The sequence below is a fragment of the Swaminathania salitolerans genome (genome assembly GCF_007988945.1).
Taxonomy (GTDB): Bacteria; Pseudomonadota; Alphaproteobacteria; order Acetobacterales; family Acetobacteraceae; genus Swaminathania; species Swaminathania salitolerans.
The window spans coordinates 101544-118166 of the sequence record NZ_BJVC01000004.1 but is presented as its reverse complement, the minus strand read 5'-3'; the positions used below and the strand labels follow the sequence as shown (position 1 = coordinate 118166).

Annotated in this window: 15 protein-coding genes; 8 read left to right on the top strand and 7 right to left on the bottom strand. The window is 63.9% G+C overall.

The genetic code is table 11. The annotated features are described in order from the left end of the window. Positions 1–173: 173 nt before the first annotated feature. The 3 genes from rsmD to SSA02_RS09325 are packed head-to-tail and all read right to left on the bottom strand — an operon-like array spanning position 174 to position 2262. Positions 174–728 (bottom strand): 16S rRNA (guanine(966)-N(2))-methyltransferase RsmD, encoded by a 555-nt coding sequence (gene rsmD / locus SSA02_RS09335; protein WP_147093799.1) that lies wholly within the window; start codon positions 726–728, stop codon positions 174–176. After that, positions 728–1525, bottom strand: a complete 798-nt coding sequence (locus tag SSA02_RS09330) for a pseudouridine synthase (protein ID WP_147093798.1) — start codon at positions 1523–1525, stop codon at positions 728–730. Before SSA02_RS09330 ends, rsmD begins: the two co-directional genes overlap by 1 nt. Further along, entirely contained in the window at positions 1522–2262 is a 741-nt protein-coding gene (locus tag SSA02_RS09325) for a gamma-glutamyl-gamma-aminobutyrate hydrolase family protein (RefSeq protein ID WP_147093797.1), read from the bottom strand. The genes SSA02_RS09330 and SSA02_RS09325 overlap by 4 nt, the downstream gene beginning before the upstream one ends. Positions 2263–2375: 113 nt before the next feature. Between SSA02_RS09325 and SSA02_RS09320 the strand changes: the two genes are divergently transcribed. The 4 genes from SSA02_RS09320 to SSA02_RS09305 all read left to right on the top strand — a co-directional run bounded on the left by SSA02_RS09320 (position 2376) and on the right by SSA02_RS09305 (position 6740). Then, positions 2376–2819 (top strand): nucleoside deaminase, encoded by a 444-nt coding sequence (locus tag SSA02_RS09320; RefSeq protein WP_147093939.1) that lies wholly within the window; start codon positions 2376–2378, stop codon positions 2817–2819. Between the two features lie 225 nt (positions 2820–3044). After that, entirely contained in the window at positions 3045–4604 is a 1560-nt protein-coding gene (locus SSA02_RS09315; RefSeq protein WP_147093796.1) for a DegQ family serine endoprotease, read from the top strand. A 228-nt stretch (positions 4605–4832) separates the two neighbouring features. Next, a complete protein-coding gene (locus SSA02_RS09310; RefSeq protein ID WP_186807749.1) occupies positions 4833–5624 on the top strand; it encodes a 2-keto-4-pentenoate hydratase in 792 nt (263 codons plus the stop codon). 180 nt (positions 5625–5804) lie between these two features. Next, complete coding sequence (locus tag SSA02_RS09305) at positions 5805–6740, top strand: 2-hydroxyacid dehydrogenase (protein ID WP_147093794.1); 936 nt, start codon at positions 5805–5807, stop codon at positions 6738–6740. 126 nt (positions 6741–6866) lie between these two features. On the opposite strand, the gene SSA02_RS09300 is transcribed toward SSA02_RS09305, so the two are convergent. After that, positions 6867–7130, bottom strand: coding sequence for a DksA/TraR family C4-type zinc finger protein (locus SSA02_RS09300; protein WP_147093793.1), 264 nt, complete (start codon positions 7128–7130; stop codon positions 6867–6869). Between the two features lie 297 nt (positions 7131–7427). On the opposite strand from SSA02_RS09300, the gene SSA02_RS09295 reads away from it, so the two are divergent. Together SSA02_RS09295 and SSA02_RS09290 are read left to right on the top strand one after the other, a co-directional pair. Then, complete coding sequence (locus SSA02_RS09295) at positions 7428–7826, top strand: hypothetical protein (RefSeq protein ID WP_147093792.1); 399 nt, start codon at positions 7428–7430, stop codon at positions 7824–7826. A gap of 24 nt (positions 7827–7850) precedes the next feature. Then, entirely contained in the window at positions 7851–8333 is a 483-nt protein-coding gene (locus SSA02_RS09290; protein WP_246103802.1) for a hypothetical protein, read from the top strand. Positions 8334–8369: 36 nt separating this feature from the next. On the opposite strand, the gene tldD is transcribed toward SSA02_RS09290, so the two are convergent. Both tldD and SSA02_RS12760 read right to left on the bottom strand, forming a co-directional pair. Beyond that, the gene (gene tldD, locus SSA02_RS09285; RefSeq protein ID WP_147093791.1) at positions 8370–9833 is read right to left on the bottom strand and encodes a metalloprotease TldD; all 1464 of its coding nucleotides are present in this window, start codon (positions 9831–9833) and stop codon (positions 8370–8372) included. A 120-nt stretch (positions 9834–9953) separates the two neighbouring features. Continuing rightward, entirely contained in the window at positions 9954–11090 is a 1137-nt protein-coding gene (locus SSA02_RS12760) for an MFS transporter (RefSeq protein WP_186807748.1), read from the bottom strand. A gap of 274 nt (positions 11091–11364) precedes the next feature. Here SSA02_RS12760 and treF point away from each other — a divergent pair, with 274 nt between their 5' ends. Further along, complete coding sequence (treF, locus tag SSA02_RS09275; RefSeq protein WP_246103801.1) at positions 11365–13518, top strand: alpha,alpha-trehalase TreF; 2154 nt, start codon at positions 11365–11367, stop codon at positions 13516–13518. Here treF and SSA02_RS09270 read toward each other — a convergent pair. After that, positions 13506–14678 (bottom strand): aminotransferase, encoded by a 1173-nt coding sequence (locus tag SSA02_RS09270; RefSeq protein WP_147093788.1) that lies wholly within the window; start codon positions 14676–14678, stop codon positions 13506–13508. The genes treF and SSA02_RS09270 overlap by 13 nt on opposite strands. Positions 14679–15107: 429 nt before the next feature. Between SSA02_RS09270 and glnA the strand changes: the two genes are divergently transcribed. Beyond that, on the top strand, positions 15108–16592 hold the full coding sequence (glnA, locus tag SSA02_RS09265; protein WP_147093787.1) for a type I glutamate--ammonia ligase: 1485 nt from the start codon (positions 15108–15110) through the stop codon (positions 16590–16592). Positions 16593–16623: the final 31 nt, after the last annotated feature.

The window sequence follows — 16623 nt, the reverse complement described above, 5'->3', positions numbered from 1 at the left end:
AACGTCAGGAGGAGACGAGAGCAAAAAAGGCAGAATTCCGCCGGGAACGCCCCGAAATCGTCTTCCGGATCGCCTCTCCTCGTCCGTGTGTCGGGCGCGTTCCCTCAAGGCAGGTTCCGGTCGGGAACGGGCAGGACGGTAAACGGGGCCAGAGCCGGGATGCATTCCGCCTTTCAGCCGACGCGCCAGATCCGGACCCGGGCGACGCCGAAGCGTCGTTCGGCCAGAAGAGGAGGCGTCTCCTCGAGCGCATCCTGAAGAGCGGTTTCGGCCACGATCAGGGCGCCGGGAGCGATCCAGTCCGAGCGCGTCAGGGCTTTGAGGGCGGCTGGTACGAGATCCCTGCCGTAAGGTGGGTCGAGAAAGACGAGCGAGCAGGGACGCGATGCGCGCGGGGCACGGGTCACGTCGCAGGGCAGAACCGTCAGATCGTGCGCCTCGAAACGGCAGGCCCGGATATTGGCAGAGAGCGCCGCTCGTGCACCGCGATCGTGTTCCATGAAAACCGCAGAGGCGGCGCCGCGCGAGAGCGCCTCGAGACCGAGCGCGCCGGTGCCGGAAAAGGCATCGAGAACACGGGCATTGCGCAGGAGGTCCATCCCTGCCCAGGGGGCGTGGGCAAGCATGTCGAAAACAGCCTGCCGGGCACGATCCGACGTCGGGCGGGTCAGATCGCCCCGAGGCGCCTGGAGCAAAACGCCCTTTCTTTCTCCACCGACGATACGCATCAGCCCTCGTCGTCAGCCGGGGGGGAGACGGTCTCACCGGGAGTGCGCCTTGCGCGGCGCGGCGCGGCGGCAATTCCGGGGATCTGCTCGCGCAGGATCTTGCCCTGGACCTCCTCGATCTCGCGTTTCTGGAGCGTTCCGAGCTGGAAGGGACCGTAGGAGACCCGTATCAGCCGACTGACATGGAGGTTCAGCCCCATCATGACGCGCCGGATCTCGCGGTTCTTTCCTTCCTGGAGGCTGACGGTCAGCCAGGCATTGTCGCCCTTGTGGGAGTCCAGTCCGGCCTCTATGGGGCCGTAACGCACGCCGTCGAACTCCGAACCCTGCGCGAGAGCGGCCAGTTTGCGCTCATCGACCACACCGAAGACCCGCACGCGATACCGGCGGATCCAGGCGTTCGAAGGCAGTTCCAGCCGGCGTGCGAGGGCGCCGTCATTGGTGAGCAGAAGCAGCCCTTCGGAATTGATGTCCAGACGACCGACACTGACGACGCGCGGCATTCCCTCGGGCAGGGAATCGAACACGGTGGGACGCCCCTGCGGATCGCGATGGGTGGTCATCAGCCCGTCGGGCTTGTGATAGCGCCACACGCGCGTGTGTTCCTTCCCGCCGACGACCTTGCCGTCGAGCTGGATGAGATCGCCCTCCCGCACGAAAGTCGCCGGGTGCTCGACCGGGGCATTGTTCATCCGGACACGACCGGCCTCGATCATGCGTTCGATGTCCCGCCTGCTGCCGACACCCGCGCGGGCCATCCATTTGGCGATACGTTCGCCTTTCTGTTCTTCGGTCATGATCGTTTGTCCTGTGGTCTCGCGTGACGGGCCGCGTCGATGAAACCAGCCAATAGACGCGCATCGCCCGGATCGATAGCGAATTCCGGATGCCACTGCACCCCCAGACGGAAGATTCCGTCTGTGGTTTCGACGGCTTCGATCAGTCCATCGGGTGCCCGGGCGCCGATCCTGAGCGCTCCGGGAGAGGAGACACCCTGATGATGGGAGGAATTGACCGCCATCGATCTCAGACCGGTATGACGCGCGAGAAGCGTTCCCGGGAGGATCGAGACGTCGTGTCCGGCCTCGTCGCGCGGATTCGGCTGCTCGTGAGCGACAGGGCCGGGGCGGTCTTCGGGCAGATGCTGATGCAGCGATCCGCCCCATGCGATCGCCATGAGCTGCATGCCGCCGCAGATACCGAGGATCGGCAGGCCGAGCGCGCGCGCGGCCTCGAGACAGGCAAGCTCGGCCTGGGTGCGACCCGGTTTGAGGGTCGTGCGCGGATGACGGGCCGCGCCGTAAAGCGCCGGGTCGGGATCGAAGGCGCCTCCGGTCACGACCAGACCGTCGAGCCGCTCCATATAGAGGGGCGCCTGCCGGACGTCGTGAGGCAGGCCGACGGGAAGTCCACCGGCCGTGGCGATGGCCTCGAAATAATTCTGTCTCAGGGCGTGATAGGGCCAGCGGGAGAAATCCTGCGGGCCGCCCGGTTCTATGTCGAGTGTGAGACCGATGAGGGGTGCGCGTGTCATGGTCACGATGTAGACTGGAATGCAGAGATCCCGAAACCGACCTGTACGGAGGTCTTGTCTCTCCCGGAGGTTCCTTGTCCCCGTCCGACTCCGTCCTGACCGGAAGCGCCGCCATGGCGCGTGCGCTCGATCTTGCGAAACAGGCGGCCGCCCGGGGGGAGGTGCCCGTCGGTGCCGTGGTCACGGGACCGGCAGGGCAGATCCTGGCGGAGGCGGGCAACGAGGTCGAGATGCGCTGCGATCCGAGCGCCCATGCCGAGATTCTCGCCATGCGCCGGGCTGCGGCAGCCCTCGGGAGCCGGTCGCTGGCGGGTTGCACGCTCGTGGTGACGCTCGAACCCTGTCCGATGTGCGCCGCCGCCATGGTGCATTTCCGTCTCGGCCGCGTCGTCTTCGGCGCCTACGACCCGAAAGGGGGCGGGGTGGATCACGGGCCGCGTCTTTTCGGGCGACGGGGATGCCTGCATCGGCCCGAAGTGGTGGGCGGGATAAGGGAGCAGGAAAACGCTGCCCTCCTCCGGGATTTTTTCATAAGGTTGCGAGAGCCGGGCAACTAGAGCGGCTTTATCGAATACTGTTGCAAAGACGACGCTGTATGTCTCTGTTTTTGCAAGCATCTTCACCCGTTCGAGCGAAGCGGACCCGGACGGGATTTGTAGCGTCGAAATGGATTACCTTCTTTTTACACCGTCCAATTCTGGACGCGGTCCGGGTCACTTCATAAGTTCAGCCCATCACACCGCACCGCATCGCTTCCAGCGGGTGCCAAAGCAGGAGAGACCATGACCGACGCCATGCCTGTACGTCCGTTGCCTTCACGCAGATTCCGTTCCCTGGCTCTGGTCGCGGCAAGCGCGCTCTCGATCGGGATCGGCGCCAGCGCTCCCGCGCGGGCCGAGGGGCTGATCACGCCCGACACGAAGCTCCAGACCCTGCCGAATTTCGTCGGTCTCGTGAAGCAGGTAAAGCCTGCGGTCGTGTCCATCACGTCGCATATCCGCGCCGATGTCGCCGCACGCGAGGAGGGGGGACCGCAGCAGATGCCGCAGGGAATGCCGCAAGGCATGCCGTTCCCCTTTCCCTTCCCGTTCCAGATGATGCCCCAGCAGCAGAAGCGGACGGTCGAGGCCCGCGGATCGGGCTTCATCATCTCGTCCGACGGTTATGTCGTGACGAACAACCATGTGGTGAACGGCGCGACCAAGGTTTCGGTCACTCTCGATGACGGCACGACGCTGCCAGCCAAAATCATCGGTCGCGATCCCAAGACCGACGTGGCGCTGCTCAAGATCAAGCCGAACGGCAAGCTGCCCTTCATCGAGCTGGGGGATTCCGACAATGTCCAGCCGGGCGAATGGGTCGTCGCCGTGGGAAATCCCTTCGGACTGGGCGGCACGGTCACGGCCGGTATCGTCTCGGCGCGCGGCCGCGATCTCAATGCCGGACCCTATGACGATTTCATCCAGATCGATGCGCCCATCAATCACGGCAATTCCGGCGGTCCGCTGTTCAGCCAGGACGGGAAGGTGATCGGCGTCAATGCCGCCATCCTTTCCCCCTCGGGGGGATCGATCGGAATCGGCTTCGCCATTCCGTCCAATACGGTCAAGAGCGTGGTCGATCAGCTTCGCAAGACCGGTCATGTGACGCGCGGCTATCTCGGTGTGATGATGCAGCGCATTTCGCCGACCCTCGCACAGGCGCTCGGCCTGAAATCCAGCGAGCCCGGAGCCCCGCCCGAGGGCGCGCTCGTCGCTCAGGTCACGCCCGGCGGCCCTGCGGACAAGGCAGGAATCAAGAGCGGAGATGTCATCACCGCGCTCAACGGGGTCAAGATCAAGAGCGTCCACGATCTCGTGGTCCATACGGTGTCGATGACTCCGGGCACGACAGCCACCCTCTCGCTTCTGCGTGACGGCAAGCCGAGGACGATCACCGCAAAGATCGGGAACATGCCCAAGGATGGTATGGATTCCGGATCGGCAACCGGCGATGACGGCAGCCAGTCGGGCAATGGCCGGATCGGTATCTCCCTTGCGCCGCTATCGCGCGACATGCGCCAGCAGCTCGGCGTGGATGAGAGCGTCAAGGGCGCTGTCGTCAATCAGGTGGTCCAGGGATCGCCTGCCGATCAGGCCGGTATCCGCCCCGGCGATATCATCCAGGCGGTCGGAAACACGGCAGTCGAGAATCCGAGAGCGGTGATGACGGCGGTGCGCAATGTCCTGAAGACCAAGCAACCCGTTCTGCTGCGGATCCAGCGGGACGGTCAGCAGCTCTTCATCGCGATCGCTCCGGCCGGCAGCGATAGCGATGACGACGGAAACGACGATTCGAACTGATTTCCGGTCGGACCGGGTTTCCGGCTCCGCTTTCGGCATAATCGCTCGGAAGACGGATGATGAGAGAGGCGGGGTCGAGACGGCCCCGCCTTTTTTCGTCTGTATGCCGGTTCCCTCATATGCCCGGCCCGGTCGGATAGGCAAAACCTTACGAATATGTCATCTTCATCGCGGGAGATGCGTTACCTGTCTCCGAATGCGATTTTCTCCGGATATGACTGCCCCGATATGCAAGACCAGACTCCAGATCACGCTTTGGCCTCTCTCTTTCTCGATGTCAGAAAAGGCGGGGCGCCGCTCCAGACCGTTCCCGAAGCCCTCGTCCCGATCAATGCCCTGGCTGCCTATCAGGTGCAGGATGCCGTCATCGCCCGATTGCGCGAAGCGGGGCGCGGAGAGATTGTCGGCTGGAAGGTCGGCGCCGCCACGCCGACGGCCACCCCTGTCTGTGCGCCGCTGCTTCGTTCGACCGTGTTCGACAGCGGTCACGATCTCACCCCTTCGTTCTGTCGCTATCATGGCGTCGAGGCAGAGATCGCCTTTTCTCTCGCCCGGGATCTGCCGGCACGCGAGACGCCGTGGCGCGCCGATGAGGTGAGCGATGCCATTGCGGCCATTCACGGTGCCATAGAACTGCTCGATACGCGTTTCGTCGCGCCGGACAGCCAGCACGGCCTGTCGCATCTTGCCGATCAGGGCAGCCATGGCGCGCTGATCGTCGGACGCGGTGTCGCGGAATGGCAGCGTTTTTCGCCGCATACCCTGCCAGTGACGATGCTCGTCGATGGCGAGATACGGTTCGAACAAAGCGGAGGCAACAAGGCGGGGGATCTGCTGCGTCTGATGACCTGGCTGGCCAATCATGCGGCCGAACGCGGTTATCCGCTCCGTGCCGGAGACATCGTGACGACCGGTTCGGTCATGGGAACTTTGTTTCTCGATCGTCCCGCACAGCTATGCGTCTCCTTCGAAGGGCTTTTCCCCGTCGAACTGCATCTCGGCGCGCCCTACCGGGCCTAGGGCGCTCCCGGACGGCCCCCGGATCGGTGTCGCGATGGCTTGCCCGGCAGGTTTTCCGATGCGTCTGGACTATCGTGTTCAAACGCGGGCCGCATTGCAGGCGTTATCGTCCCAGGCGGCGTCCGATCGGTGCCTCGTACCGGTCCGGATGTCGTGTCACTCATGCATGATGGAAGACCGATGGCCAGAAAAACCGATATCCTGCTGATCGATCCGATGCCGGACAGTTTCAACGAGCAGCTCGGATCGCCGTTCAGACTGCATCGGTTCACCACGGTCGAGGCCCTGGGGGATCTGGCAGAGCGTATCGAAGGCGTCGCCACGGGGGGAGGCAGCGGTCTCCCCCGGCCGATCATGGATGCGCTTCCCAATCTCAAGGTCATTTCCGTGAACGGGGTCGGAATCGACCGTATCGATCTCGACGAGTGCCGTCGGCGCTCCATCCGTCTCGCGACTGCACAGGGCGTTCTGACCGATGACGTAGCCGATATGGCCATCGGTCTGATGATCGATGCGACGCGCGGTCTCTCCGCGGGAGACCGTTTCGTCAGGGCGGGAAAATGGGGTCATGAGAGCGAGCCCCTGTCTCATACCCTGAAGAACCGGAAGCTCGGCATCGTCGGTTTCGGGGCCATCGGAAAGGCCGTCGCGCGGCGCGCGGCTGCGTTCGATATGACGATCGCCTATTTCAGCTCCCGCGAGCAGACCGATACGCCGCAATATCCGTTCTATCCCACCCTCGACGTACTCGCCGACTGGGCCGATATCCTGATTCTCTGCGTTTCGGGCGGGGCACGCTCGCACAACATGATCGATCGGAGCATTCTCTCGGCGCTGGGGCCGGACGGAATACTCGTCAATGTCGCGCGCGGCTCCGTGGTCGATGAGCCGGCTTTGCTCCAGGCCTTGCAGGATGGAACGATCCGGGGTGCCGGACTCGATGTGTTCGCCGATGAACCGCATGTGCCCGAGGCGTTTTTCACACTGGAAAATGTCGTATTGCAGGGACATCGGGCGAGTGCCACCTGCGAGACCCGCATGGCCATGGGGCGGCTCGTCTTCGACAATCTCGCCGCGTTTTTCGATGGGCGCCCCCTGCTGACACCTGTTCTCTGACATCCGTTCCCGGGGAGTTTTTCTCCGAAATCCGGGGAGCATTATCCGCGATGGTCGAACCGTTTTCGCGGTTGGCCCGCTCCCCGGTCTCTCCCGTTCCTTCCTCTTCCGTCCTGGGGGGAGGGCTCAGCGCAACTGGCTGTCCTTGCTGCCGCGCCGGTTGATGCCGGTAAAGACGGGACGGCTGTCCCGTTCGGACTGACAGGCAACGCAGAGCTTCACCCCGGGCAGGGCACGGCGTCGGGCTTCGGGAATGGGTTCGCCGCATTCCCGGCACTCGGCTTCGCTTTCGCCCTGGGGCATGTTCGCGCGGGCACGGCTGACCGCATCGGCAATCGTGTCGTCAATCTGATCCTGAACGGCTCCATCGGGAGCCCAGCCTGTCGCCATGATCGGACTTTCCTTCTGCTGTTTCACCGGCTCCCTGCGATCGGCGCGACGCGACCGGCTCCCGCACGATCGGAGGCGTGGCCGGAGGAGGGGTCGGGAAGGGGGAGGGTACGATCATGATATCGGTACGAAACCCTCCCTGCGAAAGGGGATGCGGCCAGCTATCCGACGAACTCGCAAGAAAAATCCTGAACTGCCGCGGGGTCATCTTCGTTCAGCGAGCAGGGCCGACCGAGGCCGCGCGCACATCACGACTATCGATGCAGACGGGCATTGCCGCCAACCGGGGGACGGAGCATGGATCGGCTCGAAGGGAGCGCCCACGGTACGGTCGTGCGGGCCTTGCCCCTGCAGGAACTGCTCGATCCGGCAAGCGCTGCCGCTTATCTGGGGCTGGCTCCGGGTGTTTTCCGTATTCTCGCTCTTCTGCGTTGTCTCCCTCGCCCCCTGACGATCCGTGAGGCGCCCTTCTATCGACGGGTCGATCTGAATGCCCTGCGCGAAAGCTGGCTCGGTGCGGTCAATGTCCGGGCCGAGGACAGGATCGTCGCAGCGGTCGATGAGGAGGGCATGGCCGCACCCCTCGATCCTCTCATGCGTCTTCTGGCCCTCAGGGCGATCAGACACCGCATCGTGGTGTCGATCTTCTGGAGCATGGGCATCGTGGGCGGGGCAATCTGCCTGACCCTGTACTGAAAAACCGCAAAGGAACCCCCGTCGATGAAATCCGGCTCCCGTCTTGCAGCGATCACGTTTTACGGCTCCCTCACGACCACCGCGGCATTGCTGCTTCTGGCGAAGCGGCGCACCGGTCATGCCGCACCGGGCGTGAACTGCACCGCACACTGGCTGGATGGCGACGATGCCGCGCGCATTGGGCATTTCGACCTGCGTCATTCCGGTGTGGGCATCGCCACGAATTGCGCGGCCATCCTTTTCTGGGGCGTTTTCTACCAGATTGCCGCAGGGAAGCCCGATACGGGAGAACGGAGCCGTGCCGTTTCTGCCGACGCCTGGAGGAGGCACCGGCGCTTCCTTCTTGCGACGCTCGCTCTCGGCCCTGTTGCGGCCCTGATCGATTACCGGGCGACGCCGCGCCGTTTCACGCCCGGCTGGGAGCTGGTGTTTTCCCGCAGGGAAATGACGATCGTCTATGCGGCCATGGTTGCAGGCATGGCACTGGGCGCCCTGCGTCGTCGGTGACCGGCTCCTGACGGGGAGCCGGTCACGGAGGGAAGGTCAGGCCGTTCCGCCGACGGTCAGACCGGCGAGTTTGAGCGTCGGTTGGCCCACGCCCACGGGCACGCCTTGTCCGGCCTTGCCGCAGGTTCCGATACCGGGATCGAGCGCGATATCCTGACCGATCATAGAGATCCTGTTCATCGCATCGAAGCCGTTTCCGATGAGCGTCGCGCCCTTGACCGGGCGCGTCACGACGCCGTCCTCGATCAGATAGGCCTCGGACATGGCGAAGACGAACTTGCCCGATGTGATATCGACCTGACCGCCGCCGAAATCGACAGCATAGAGACCGCGCTTCGTCGATCGGATCATCTCCTCGGTCGTGGCATCGCCGCCGAGCATGAGCGTGTTGGTCATCCGGGGCAGGGGAACATGGGCATAGGACTGGCGACGCCCGTTTCCTGTCGGAGAGACGCCCATGAGACGCGCATTGAGGCGATCCTGAATGAACCCACGCAGGATTCCGTCCTCGATCATCACCGTCCGGCCCGTGGGTGTGCCCTCATCGTCGATGGTGAGAGAGCCACGGGCTTCGTCGAGCGTGCCGTCATCGATGACCGTGACGCCGGGAGCCGCGACGCGCTTGCCGATCATGGTGCTGAAATTCGAGGTGCCCTTGCGGTTGAAATCGCCCTCGAGCCCGTGGCCCACGGCCTCGTGCAGAAGAATGCCGGGCCAGCCTGGCCCCAGAACCACATCCATCTCCCCTGCGGGGGCCGGTCCGGCCTCGAGGCTGACCCGTGCCCGACGCACGGCCTCGTCGACGGCCTCCTGCCAGGTTTCGCGCCCGAGGATACGCGACAGGCTGTACCGCCCGCCGAGACCGCGACTGCCGCTTTCCCGCTTGTCGTCGCGCTCGAGCACCACGGAAACATTGAGGCGGACGAGAGGCCTCAGATCGGCCGTGCGGAACCCGCCACCCTTGAGGATCTGCACCGCCTGCCATTCGGTCGCGATACTGGCCGAAACCTGCATGATCTCGGAGCCGAGCCCGCGGGCATAGGCGTCGATTTCGCCGAGGACTGCCGCACGCGTGGCAAAATCCGTATCGCTGAGCGGCGATTCCGGCATGTAGAGCCGCCGGTTTGTCGGGCCCGGTGGCGGGGCGAGCGTGCCGCTGCGTCCCTGCCTGACTACGGAGACGGCCTCCGCCGCACGCGAAAGCGCCGCGCGACTGAGTGTATCGGAATGCGCGAAGCCGGTTTCGGCCCCCAGAACAGAGCGCAATCCGAAACCCGACGACGTGTTGAAACTGGCCGAGCGGATCACGCCGTCCTCGAGAACGATGCCTTCGCTTTCGCGATATTCGAGAAACAATTCGCCGTCATCGACATCGTTCAGGGTTTTGCCGACCAGAGCCTCGGCCTCGTCCCGCGTGAGGGTACTGCCGGACCGTTCGAAAAAGAGGCGGTCAGTGACCGCGAGGGCGGAAAGAGAGGTCTCGTCGGCGCGGAAAGGCATGGGTTCGGATGGCTCCTTACGTCTGGGGCAAGACATGGCGTGTTCTTCGGGGGAATGCGAGAGGGAAAGCCGCGCAGCGCGGCAAAAAACCCCGGTCTTTCCCCTACCCCGGTCTTTCCCCTATCGCGCCAGACAGAAACTGGCGGCGATGGCGATCATGAGCAGCGACAGGAGCAGAAATGCCGCCGGAAGGCTGATGCCCATGGCGAGGGCGCCGATCAGCGGCGGGCCGGCAAGAATACCCGCATATCCCATGGTGGTCATGGCGCTGACGGCAGCGTGGGCGCTCATGGCAGTCTGTCTGCCGGCGAGGGTGTAGAGAATGGGGACGATGTTGGCGCATCCCAGACCGATCAGCAGAAAACCGGCGGGAACGAACAGGGTGCCCGGTGCGAAAACCAGAAATCCGAAGCCCAGCGCAGCACCGAGCCCGCCCAGAAGCAGCATGCGGTCGCGACCGAGACGCAGGATCGCGCGGTCACCGGCCAGACGTGCGGCCGTCATGGCGAAAGAGAATACGGAGTACCCCCAGCCGGACTGGAGCGGGACGATCCGTGGCTGGGTCGAGAGATAGACGCCCCCCCAGTCGAGAACGGCCCCTTCGGCAAGGAAGGCGAAGCAGGTCAGAAGGCCGAGAAGCCAGACGAGACCGCTCGGCATGACGAGGCCCTGGGCGGTCTTCCCTTCCGTAAGCCTGCGCGCGAGCAGACCGCGCGCGGCGAGGGCCATCGAGATGCCGATGACGACCTGGCCGGGAACGATCGCCATGGAGGGAGGCAGTCCCAGCGCGATCAGGGCCGGGAAACCGGCGGCGCCGACAGCGCCGCCGATGCTGAAGAACGCATGGAAATTCGACAACATGGGGGTACGCCCCCGCTCTTCGACAGCGACAGCCTGGATATTGATGGCGGTCTCGACCGCGCCGAGCCCACCCCCGAACAGGAAGAGGCAGACCGGCAGCATCCGGAGATCGCCGAGGAAAGACAGGGGCAGAAGCGCGATACAGGCCATACCGAGGCCCGAGAGCGCGACGATGCGGCATCCGTAGCGTGCCACCATCATCCCCGCGAGAGGCATGCCGAGGAGCGATCCCACACCCAGACACAGCAACATCAGGCCCAGCCCGCCATCGTCGAGCCGGGCATGATCCTTCACCCCGGGCACCAGACAGGACCAGAGAGCGAAAACGAGACCGGTGAGAAAGAAGACGCATCTGGTGCTGTTCTGCAACCTCTTCTGTTCTGACCTGTTGTGCATCGAAGCCCCTCCGACCGTCTTTCCGTCCGGTTTTGCGATGGTGCATCCTGTGAACCGGCTCCTCCGACCGGCTGGCGGAAGAGCGCAGACGGAGTACAGACGGAGTGATGACAGCCGATCCCGCGCTTCGGGGTGACAAAGTGATGCCAGAGCAGACAAAACCGGTGCAGACGAAAAGAGTACGAACGGGAAAGAGCGCGAACGGAATGACCGGCACTGCCCGTGGCCCGATCCTGCGCGTTCCTCTCCGTTATCCCCCCATTCAGGAGACTTCATGACCAGGACAGGCCCCTCCTTCTCCCGACTGCTCATGATGGGCTGCATACCGTTGGCCGGTCTCTCGGCACTGGCCGTTACCGCGCCCTGCGTCCGGGCGCAGGATGCCGCCGTATCCGGCATGTCGACCGCATCGCCCCCGGTCGCGCGGGATCCGGCTTCTTCGCGGCCTGTCGGGCATCCGGCCCCTACGGCAGAGCCCGCATCGGCATCGGCGCCAGCACAGGCGACGTCCGCACAGGCGACGGATGGGCATGGTGGCGGGAACGGGGATGACGACTCCCCGCCTGCGCCCCGTGAGACCGTTGCGAGCGAGGCCGCCCAGAGCCTGCATGTCGCATCCGTTCCGCAGGATCTGCGCTCGCCCTCCATCGCGCTTGGCGGGCTTTTTGCGGCGATCGGTGGTGCGCATCTGGCACCCGATTTCAAGACGGTGGCCGATTCCCGTCCGGATGAAGCCCCGGCGACGCTTCTCCAGGACTGGGAGACCCAGCGCAAACGACCCGGCTTCAGTCTCAAGGCGTTTTACGAGCAGCATTTCACCCCGCCCATCCGCCGGGACGTATCCTATCGGCGAACGGCGGATGAAAGCATCTTCGATTACATCCAGGGCATGTGGAGCGTCCTGACGCGTCAGCCGGACAAGCCTCTTCCCTATTCGTCGCTCCTGCCGCTCCCTTATGCCTATGTCGTGCCGGGAGGACGGTTTTCGGAGCTGTATTACTGGGACACCTATTTCACCATGATCGGGCTCTATGAGAGCGGGCAATGGGATCTGCTCCGGGGCATGATCAAGGACATGGCGTCACTCATCGACCGTTACGGACATATCCCGAACGGCACGAGAACCTATTATCTCAGCCGCTCGGAACCGCCGTTCTTCTCGCTGATGGTCGATCTTCTCGCACAGCATGACGGACAGGATGCCTATCGCCGCTTCCTGCCCCAGCTCCAGAAGGAATACGATTACTGGATGGAGGGGGCCGACCGGCTCAAGCCCGGGGACGCCTATCGCCACGCGGTGAGGCTGGATGACGGGACCCTTCTGGCCCGTCACTGGGACGATCTCGACACACCCCGGGACGAGAGCTATCCGGAGGATGTGGCGACGGCGTCGAAAGCCAGCGATCGTGCGCCGTCCGAGGTCTATCGTGACCTGCGCGCCGGATCGGAAACGGGGTGGGATTTCTCTTCCAGATGGCTTGCGGATGGCCACACGCTCTCGACGATCCATACGACCGATCTCGCCCCCATCGAGCTGAACTGCCTGCTCGTTCATCTCGAGCAGACCCTCGAACATGCCTATGCCCTGACCGGACAGCGCAAACGTGCCCAGTTTTACGGCGCGCGTGCCGACGAGCGGACGGCGACGATCAGGCGCGTGTTCTGGGATGAGCGGCGTGGCGCCTTCTTCGATTATGACTGGCGCAAGGGAAAGCTTACCGATGTGCTGTCATCGGCGACCGCCGTGCCGCTGTTTCTTCGTCTGGCCAGCCAGTCCCAGGCGGTTGCGGTTGCGGACACGATCAGCGCCCGCCTGCTGCGCCCGGGGGGAATCATGGCCACAGACCGGGAGAGCGGCCAGCAATGGGACGCGCCCAATGGCTGGGCGCCGGAGGAATGGATGGCCATCAAGGGGCTGAACAATTACGGCATCAGCGATCTGGCCGAGACGATCGCCCGGCGCTGGATGACGCGCGTGATCGGAACCTATGAGAAATCGGGCGTCCTGCTCGAGAAATACGACGTTGCCTCTCCCACCATCAGCGCCAGCGGCGGCAAGGGCGGTGGCGAATATCCCATGCAGATCGGATTCGGCTGGACCAACGGGACGCTTCTGGGGCTGATGCGCCGGTATCCTGAGGTGACGGACCGCATCCTCAAGCGCAATCCTCTCGCAAACCAGGCCTCCATCGAGGCCCTGCCGCCGATCGATCCCTATAGCGCGGTGGGGCCGCGCCCGGCTGCGCCGGCGCAGGGACAGGCGCCCGAGAAACCCGCAGGGGATGTCGAAACAGGAGCTCAACCGCCCGTGACGCCCGCGAAAGCCGCAGGGTCGGGAAACCCCTCCTCGGCCCGGGACGGGATCACACCGCCCCCGCTCGACGATCGCGTGCCGACCCGGAAGATGACGGCTTTTCAGCCCTCCTGACCGAACGTTCTGCCGAGGCGGTCGAGCGCCTCGCGCAGAACGGCCTCGCTCTTGCAGAAAGCGAAGCGGATCAGATGTCGTGGCGGCTCTGCCCCGCCGGTTGCGTAAAAGGCCGAAACCGGTATGGCCGCGACACCGGCCTGCGTGACGAGATCCCGGCAGAAGGCAACGTCGTCGCGTCCTGCCGCATGGGCGCTGATATCGGCGACGAGGAAATAGCTGCCATCGGCAGGCAGGGTCGGAAAACCGAGGGCGCCGAGCCCTGCGGCGAGGTAATCGCGACGGGATTTCAGGCTCGCCGCCAGATCGCGAAAGAAATCGTCGCCCAGATCGAGCCCCTTTGCGACGGCGCGCTGAAGATTGGGGGCGGAGGAAAAAGCGACGATCTGATGCGCCTTGGCGATAACGGCGGCAAGGGCCGGGCAACAGGTGATGTAGCCGATTTTCCACCCCGTGACGGAAAAGCTCTTCCCGGCGCTGCCGATGCGCACGGTGCGCGTGCGCATGTCCGGTCGGGTCATCAGCGGGATATGACGCACATCGAAGGTAAGGTGCTCATAGACTTCGTCGCATACGGCGAAGCAGTCGTGCTCGCGCACGAGGTCAGCGATGAAATCCAGCTCGTCGACGGAAAAGACCTTGCCACTCGGGTTCATGGGCGAGTTGAGAAGAATCAGCTTGGTCCGGTCCGAAAAGGCGGCGCGCAGGGCATCTCGCGGCAGATGCCAGTCGGGGGCCTCGACGCGTACGCAGCGGGGAATGGCGCCGAGCATGCGCAGGACGGGAAGATAGGTGTCGTAGAGAGGCTCGATGAGGACGACCTCGTCGCCCGGCTCGATCAGGGCCATCAGGCTCACGGCAAGAGCCTCGGTCGCGCCCGATGTGACGATCACTTCCCGGGCCGGATCGACCTCCAGCCCGTAATCGCGCGCATTGGCACGCGCGACGGCTTCCCGCAGCTCCGGAAGGCCGGTGAGCGGGGCATACTGGTTGCGTCCGTCCCGCAACGCCGCGCAGGCCGCATCGATCAGGAGCGAGGGTCCTTCGGCATCCGGAAAGCCCTGGCCGAGATTGACGGCGTCATGATCCGCTGCGAGCTGCGACATGGTCGTGAAGATCGTGGTCGGCAGAGAGCCGAGAAAGGCGTTGGGTGATTTCATGCTGGACCTGCAGTGCTCTGGGCGTGGGCGTGGGCGTGGGCGCGTGGCGGAAGGATATCAAGAAGCACCGCCTCGTGGAATCCGCGATCCGGTACGTCGTTGCTCCCGGATTCTTTTCGCTGCGCGGGAAAAAAGAGTCCGCTCGGAACGTTGGACACAGGTCGAAACACGATCACAGGCGTGTGAGATGCAGAAAAGAGCAGGAATACAGGATTATTCTACTCCGATATGCAATTTGTGTTTGGCTGTCATGCATCATTTTGCTTCCGGAAGGGAGTACCCGGGCTCGGGGAGGGGGGAGAACGACGTTTTTCCGCCCCCGTCATGAGCGAAAAAGCCTTCGTAATACTCGACAGTTCGCGAATCCTCGCTTAAGCGTTTTGCAGCCGATCAGTGCGGCCCCTTGAGGCAGAAACAGGTAGTTGACAAATGGCGAAAAAAGCTCCAGCCGCGGCGTCCAAGGCTGCGTCCACCACGAATGCAGCCAAGCCGGGCAAGCCGGACAGCGCCGCTGTAAAGCGCGTCTTCGAGCTGATGCAGGAACACTCGGTCGAGCTGGTTGACCTGCGCTTCACCGACCCGAAGGGCAAGTGGCACCACACGACCCAGTGGCACACCACCATCGAGGAAGACACCTTCGTCGAAGGCTTCATGTTCGACGGCTCGTCGATCGCGGGCTGGAAGGCCATCAACGAATCCGACATGGTGCTCCTGCCCGACCCGACCACGGCCGTCATGGACCCGTTCTCGGCCAAGCCGCAGCTGATCCTGATCTGCGATATCGTCGAGCCCCGCACCGGCAATTTCTATGCCCGCGACCCGCGCGCGACCGCCAAGGCTGCCGAAGCCTATCTGAAGGCCTCCGGCCTCGGCGATACGGCGTTCTTCGGCCCCGAAGCCGAGTTCTTCATCTTCGACAACGTCAAGTTCGGCACGGGCCCCAATTACGGCACCTATCAGCTCGACAGCATCGAAGGCCCCGATGCCTCGATGAAGGACTATCCGGAAGGCAATATGGGCCATCGTCCGGTGGTCAAGGGCGGTTACTTCCCGGTCGCTCCTGTCGACAGCGAAGGCGATCTGCGCGCCGAGATGCTCTCCACCATGGGTGAGATGGGTCTGCCGATCGAAAAGCATCACCACGAAGTGGCGCAGTCGCAGCACGAGCTGGGCACCAAATTCGCGACGCTGGTCCAGTCGGCCGACTTCATGCAGATCTACAAGTACTGCGTGCACAACGTCGCCCATTCCTATGGCAAGACCGCGACCTTCATGCCGAAGCCCATCGCTGGCGATAACGGCTCGGGCATGCATGTGCATCAGTCCATCTGGCGCGATGGCAAGCCGCTTTTCGCCGGTGACAAATATGCGGAGCTGTCTGAAGAGGCGCTGTATTACATCGGCGGCATCATCAAGCATGCCAAGGCGCTGAATGCCTTCACCAACCCGTCCACCAACTCCTACAAGCGTCTGATCCCGGGTTTCGAAGCGCCCGTTCTGCTCGCTTACTCGGCGGCGAACCGTTCGGCTTCGTGCCGCATCCCGTATTCTGTCGGCCCCAAGGCAAAGCGCATCGAGGTCCGTTTCCCGGATCCGACCGCCAACCCTTACCTCGCTTTCTCCGCGATGCTGATGGCCGGTCTGGACGGCATTCGCAACAAGATCCATCCGGGCGAAGCCATGGACAAGGATCTGTACGAGCTGCCGAAGGAAGAGCTGGCCCAGATCCCGACGGTCTGCGGTTCGCTGCGTGAAGCGCTCCAGGCGCTCGAAGCCGATTTCTCGTTCCTGCTGGAAGGCGATGTCTTCACCAGGGACCAGATCGAGAGCTATATCGAGCTGAAGTGGAAAGAGGTCCACAAATTCGAGCACACGCCGCATCCGGCCGAGTTCGAAATGTATTACTCGGTCTGATCCGAGAAAAAAGCCCGGCCATTGTGCCGGG

Bases quoted from the DNA above. Each gene is read 5' to 3' on its own strand.
- glnA (WP_147093787.1), top strand. From the start codon at position 15,108: ATGGCGAAAAAAGCTCCAGCCGCGGCGTCCAAGGCTGCGTCCACCACG.
- SSA02_RS09315 (WP_147093796.1), top strand. From the start codon at position 3,045: ATGACCGACGCCATGCCTGTACGTCCGTTGCCTTCACGCAGATTCCGT.
- rsmD (WP_147093799.1), bottom strand. From the start codon at position 728: ATGCGTATCGTCGGTGGAGAAAGAAAGGGCGTTTTGCTCCAGGCGCCT.
- SSA02_RS09270 (WP_147093788.1), bottom strand. From the start codon at position 14,678: ATGAAATCACCCAACGCCTTTCTCGGCTCTCTGCCGACCACGATCTTC.
- tldD (WP_147093791.1), bottom strand. From the start codon at position 9,833: ATGCCTTTCCGCGCCGACGAGACCTCTCTTTCCGCCCTCGCGGTCACT.
- SSA02_RS09305 (WP_147093794.1), top strand. From the start codon at position 5,805: ATGGCCAGAAAAACCGATATCCTGCTGATCGATCCGATGCCGGACAGT.
- SSA02_RS09325 (WP_147093797.1), bottom strand. From the start codon at position 2,262: ATGACACGCGCACCCCTCATCGGTCTCACACTCGACATAGAACCGGGC.
- SSA02_RS09295 (WP_147093792.1), top strand. From the start codon at position 7,428: ATGGATCGGCTCGAAGGGAGCGCCCACGGTACGGTCGTGCGGGCCTTG.
- SSA02_RS09290 (WP_246103802.1), top strand. From the start codon at position 7,851: ATGAAATCCGGCTCCCGTCTTGCAGCGATCACGTTTTACGGCTCCCTC.
- SSA02_RS09310 (WP_186807749.1), top strand. From the start codon at position 4,833: ATGCAAGACCAGACTCCAGATCACGCTTTGGCCTCTCTCTTTCTCGAT.
- SSA02_RS09300 (WP_147093793.1), bottom strand. From the start codon at position 7,130: ATGGCGACAGGCTGGGCTCCCGATGGAGCCGTTCAGGATCAGATTGAC.
- SSA02_RS09330 (WP_147093798.1), bottom strand. From the start codon at position 1,525: ATGACCGAAGAACAGAAAGGCGAACGTATCGCCAAATGGATGGCCCGC.
- treF (WP_246103801.1), top strand. From the start codon at position 11,365: ATGACCAGGACAGGCCCCTCCTTCTCCCGACTGCTCATGATGGGCTGC.
- SSA02_RS09320 (WP_147093939.1), top strand. From the start codon at position 2,376: ATGGCGCGTGCGCTCGATCTTGCGAAACAGGCGGCCGCCCGGGGGGAG.
- SSA02_RS12760 (WP_186807748.1), bottom strand. From the start codon at position 11,090: ATGCACAACAGGTCAGAACAGAAGAGGTTGCAGAACAGCACCAGATGC.